Raw genomic sequence first — 4022 nt, 5'->3', positions numbered from 1 at the left:
TTCCTGAGGAATCCCCTCGGAGGCGACTCTAGAGGTCTCGGTATGTCGTTGGGGCGGATTCGCTACGACATACGGGGGCAAGGAGGGGTGGACGGGTGGTGCACCTCCTGCGGGACAGCCTCTCTCACGCGCTCGTGATCACGGGCTTCGTCTTCGTGATGATGCTGGTGGTCGAGTACCTCCAGGTGCTGAGCCGGGGCCTGTGGGAACGGGGGCTTCGGGGCAGCCGCTGGCGTCAGTACCTCCTGGCGGCGCTCCTGGGGGCACTGCCAGGCTGCCTGGGCGCGTTTGCTGTTGCGGCGCTGCGCGCCCACGGCGTGGTGAGCTTGGGGGCGCTGGTGGCGTGCATGGTCGCGACCAGCGGCGACGAGGCCTTCGTGATGCTCGCCATGATGCCCCAACGAGCGTTGGGCATCTTCGCACTCCTTTTCGCCCTGGGTATCGCCGCCGGCCTCGCCACCGACGCCATCTTCGATGCCGGAAGATCGAGCAATTCCAATTGTGCGACGGGTCTGGGCGTCCACGAAGAGGAGCTGTGCCACTGCTATCCCCGAGGTCGCATCGTGGAGCAGTTGGGCCATTGCACCCTGGCCCGCGGGACGCTTCTCGTCTTCCTGGTGTTGTTCCTCTTCGGCGTGCTCTCTGGGCAGCTGGGGCCTCCGACCTGGAACTGGGTCAAGGTCTCGCTCCTCCTGGCGGCAGGCCTGGGGCTCTTCATCGTGTCTACCGTGCCCGATCACTTTCTGGAAGAGCACCTTTGGCAGCACGTGGCCAAGGTCCACCTGCCTCGGGTGTTCCTCTGCACGTTGGGTGCGCTCACCGCGATGCGGGTGCTCGTGGACCACCTCCACTTGGAGGGGTGGCTACACGAGAATCAGCTGGTGGTCCTGCTGATTGCCTGTCTCGTAGGGCTGATCCCGGAGTCCGGGCCGCACCTGGTTTTCGTGACCTTGTACGTGAGCGGCGCGGTGCCTTTGAGCGTGCTGGTGGCGAGCTCCGTGGTCCAGGACGGTCACGGGATGCTCCCGGTCCTCGCCGAATCCCGCCGGGATTTCGTGCGGGTGAAAGCGGTGAACCTGGGGGCAGGCCTGGTGGTGGGCTTGGTGGGTTACAGAGTTGACTTACGACCGCTTGCACCCTGCACCAAGTGGTAAGAGTGCGCCGGGATTCGCGGAGCCCGGCCCATCGTCGCCGCCTCTCCCCCTCGTCTCTCCCGAAAGGGTTTCCCATGGCTAGAACTCATGCCCCCCTGCAGTCGCGACTGGAGCCTGGCGCGGCCACCTCCCTGACGCACGACCGGTTCGTCGTCGACAGCCTGCCGATCGCCGTGGTCACGGTCGACCCCGACTTGCGCATCAGCGGGTTCAACCCTTGGGCAGAACACCTCACAGGGTACGCGAAAGACGAGGTCATCGGCCGGCCGTGCGGCGAGGTCCTCCAGGGTGAGCGGTGCCACGCGCAGTGCCCCCTGCGAACCGTGCTCGACCAGGAGCATCGCGTCCTGCGGCTCGAGACCACCATCCGGAACAGACAAGGCCAGCGGATCCCCGTGCGCATGAACACGGCCGGGCTGTTCGACGCCAGCGGCGCCCTGATCGGGGGCGTGGAGGCCTTCCAGGACCTTTCGGAGCTCAAGCGCGCCGAACGGGAACGGGACAACTTGACCTCCATGTTCGCCCACGACCTGAAGTCCTCCGTGGTGATCATCGGAGGGTTCGCCCGCCGCCTCCTGGCCGGCGCCGGGGACATCAGCGCAGAGACCGCGCGGCGCCCGCTCGAGGTGATCAAGAAGGAAGCGGACAAGCTGGAGTCGCTGATGAACGAGTTCCTGGAGTTCTCCCGCCTCCAGGCCGGGCAGTTTGTGCTCAATCCAAGCGCGATCTCTCTCGAAACAGAGCTCGCCGAGGTGGTGGAGGCTTACCGGCTCCAGGCCGCGCAGGCGGAGGTCGAGGTGGTCGTCCCGGTTCGTGCCGAGCTGCCGGTCATCCAGGCCGACGCGGGCCGACTGCGCCGGGTGTTCGTGAACCTGCTGGACAACGCGCTCAAGTACGCCCGTCCCCGGACGACGGTCACCATCGCCCTCGACGACCTCGGCCCGGAGCTTGCCGTGCGATTTGAAGACCAGGGGCCGGGCATCGAGCACGACGAACTGCCTTACCTCTTCGATCCCTTTCACCGCGGCGCCGGCACCGAGCTCCGGCAGGGGTTTGGCTTGGGCCTCCCCACGGTAAAGACCATCGTCGAGGCCCATGGCGGCCGTGTACACGTGGAGAGCGCGCCGGGCAAGGGGTCGGTGTTCACGGTGGTGCTTCCCAAGGCAGGTCAGGGGGTGGCGCCGAGACAGGAGCCGGCTCCGCGGGCAGGCATCCCGGGCAGGTAAGGCGAGGTTCGGAAGCAGAGCCGATGAACACAACAGGTTTCCAACCGACGGCCCCGGACAGGGATGGCGCGGAGCGGATCGCCTGGTTGTCGGTCACCGTCAACCTGCTCCTGGTGGCGATCAAAGCGATCCTGGCTGTCCTTACCGGCAGCCTTGCGATCCGCGCCGACGCTCTCCATTCCCTGACGGACGTGGCAGGCGCCGGGATCGTCTTGCTCGGCATCCGACTCTCCCGGCGCAAGTCTCCCCGGTTTCCGTACGGCCTGTACAAGGTCGAGAACCTGGTCGCGCTGGGAACGGCACTTCTCCTGCTGGGCGCGGGCTATGAGATCCTCACCGAAGCCTTCGCGCAGGCTTCACCCGCACCCCCATCCCGCATCCCCCTGGCTGCCGCGGGAATCGGGGCCACGATCGCGATCGGCTGGCTCTTTTCTCGTTACGAGCTGCGAAGGGCCCGGGAAACCGGGTCTCCGGCCTTGGCGGCCGACGCCAGGCACGTTCGAGCCGACATGCTCTCGTCCATGGTGATCCTGGCCTCGCTGCTCGGCAGTGCCGCGGGCCTGGCCGTGGACCGGTACGCCGCGGTGGCCGCCGTGGTTTTCGTGACGCGGTCTGCCTGGGACATCCTCGTGGGCGCGGTGCGCGTTCTCCTCGACGCTTCCCTGGACTACGAGACCCTGGAGACCATTCGGCAGGTCGCCGAGAGCGACCCTCGGGTCATCGCGGTAAAGGAATTGCGCGCGCGCAACGCAGGCCGCTACAAGTTCGTGGAGCTCAGTGTGGTCGTGACGGCAAAGGCGTTGGCGAAGGGTCATCAGATCGCCGAGGAGATCGAGAGCCGGATTAACGCGAGCGTCGCCAACGTAGACCGGGTGATCATCCACTACGAACCATCCTCCAAGGATCGACTCACCGTCGGAGTGCCTCTTTGCGGCGACCGGCGGACTGTGTCGGAGCACTTCGGGGAGGCACCCTACTTCCGGCTGGTCACGGTGGACCAGGCCTCCGGCGAGGTCCGCCGAGATGCCATCCTGCAAAACCCGTGTCTTTCCGAGGACAAGGCCAAGGGCATCAAGGCAGCCCAGTGGCTCTTGCGGGAGGGGCTAGACCGGCTTGTGGTCCGCCGAGAGCTGGTGGGCAGGGGGCCCGGCTTCGTCCTCGGCGATGCCGATGTGGAAGTCCTCGTCGCGGACGAGCCCGACGCGGAACGGTCCCTCTCCATCGGCGGTGTGGAACGAACGCAGGTGCCCGGGGGTAGCGATCGAGCGACAAAGTGACCGCACCCGGGGCTCCTCCTGTACCCCGCGGCCCCGGAGCGCGAACCCAAGATGGATCCCGCGTCCCTCCGCCGTCCCCTAGATCGTCCACCCAACCGGCCGGACAACCCACCGCGACCGCCCTTGCTTGCTGCAATGCGCGGGAGCGTCTTCGACCGAAGCGTCGTCGTGGAGAGCGGGGTGACGGACGTCGCGTCGCGATCCCCAGGCGGGGGGGTGCTTCCCACCGCCGCCCCCAGGATCCACCACCTCATCTTGGGGCGGGGTCCGGGAGACTCGGAGCGTAGCCCCGTACCGCATCGACCGATCCGACACAGCCGGTGGAAACCGGTGAGCCAGGCGCACCGGTTCCGCGAGAGGCCCCT

At 67.1% G+C, this 4022-nt stretch carries 3 protein-coding genes; all 3 read left to right on the top strand.

Translation table 11 applies throughout. The features are described from left to right. The first annotated feature begins 95 nt into the window (after positions 1-95). The 3 genes from AB1578_22420 to AB1578_22410 all read left to right on the top strand — a co-directional run bounded on the left by AB1578_22420 (position 96) and on the right by AB1578_22410 (position 3657). Positions 96-1154, top strand: coding sequence for a putative manganese transporter (locus AB1578_22420; protein ID MEW6490652.1), 1059 nt, complete (start codon positions 96-98; stop codon positions 1152-1154). A gap of 74 nt (positions 1155-1228) precedes the next feature. Continuing rightward, on the top strand, positions 1229-2380 hold the full coding sequence (locus AB1578_22415) for a PAS domain-containing sensor histidine kinase (protein MEW6490651.1): 1152 nt from the start codon (positions 1229-1231) through the stop codon (positions 2378-2380). Positions 2381-2403: 23 nt separating this feature from the next. Then, entirely contained in the window at positions 2404-3657 is a 1254-nt protein-coding gene (locus AB1578_22410) for a cation diffusion facilitator family transporter (GenBank protein MEW6490650.1), read from the top strand. The last annotated feature ends 365 nt before the right edge of the window (positions 3658-4022 follow it).

This window comes from Thermodesulfobacteriota bacterium (genome assembly GCA_040756475.1).
GTDB lineage: Bacteria > Desulfobacterota > Deferrisomatia > Deferrisomatales > JACRMM01 > JBFLZB01.
Note: the sequence above shows the minus strand (reverse complement) of the source record. Positions and strands in the feature narration are given on the sequence as shown.

Bases quoted from the DNA above. Each gene is read 5' to 3' on its own strand.
- AB1578_22415 (MEW6490651.1), top strand. From the start codon at position 1,229: ATGGCTAGAACTCATGCCCCCCTGCAGTCGCGACTGGAGCCTGGCGCG.
- AB1578_22410 (MEW6490650.1), top strand. From the start codon at position 2,404: ATGAACACAACAGGTTTCCAACCGACGGCCCCGGACAGGGATGGCGCG.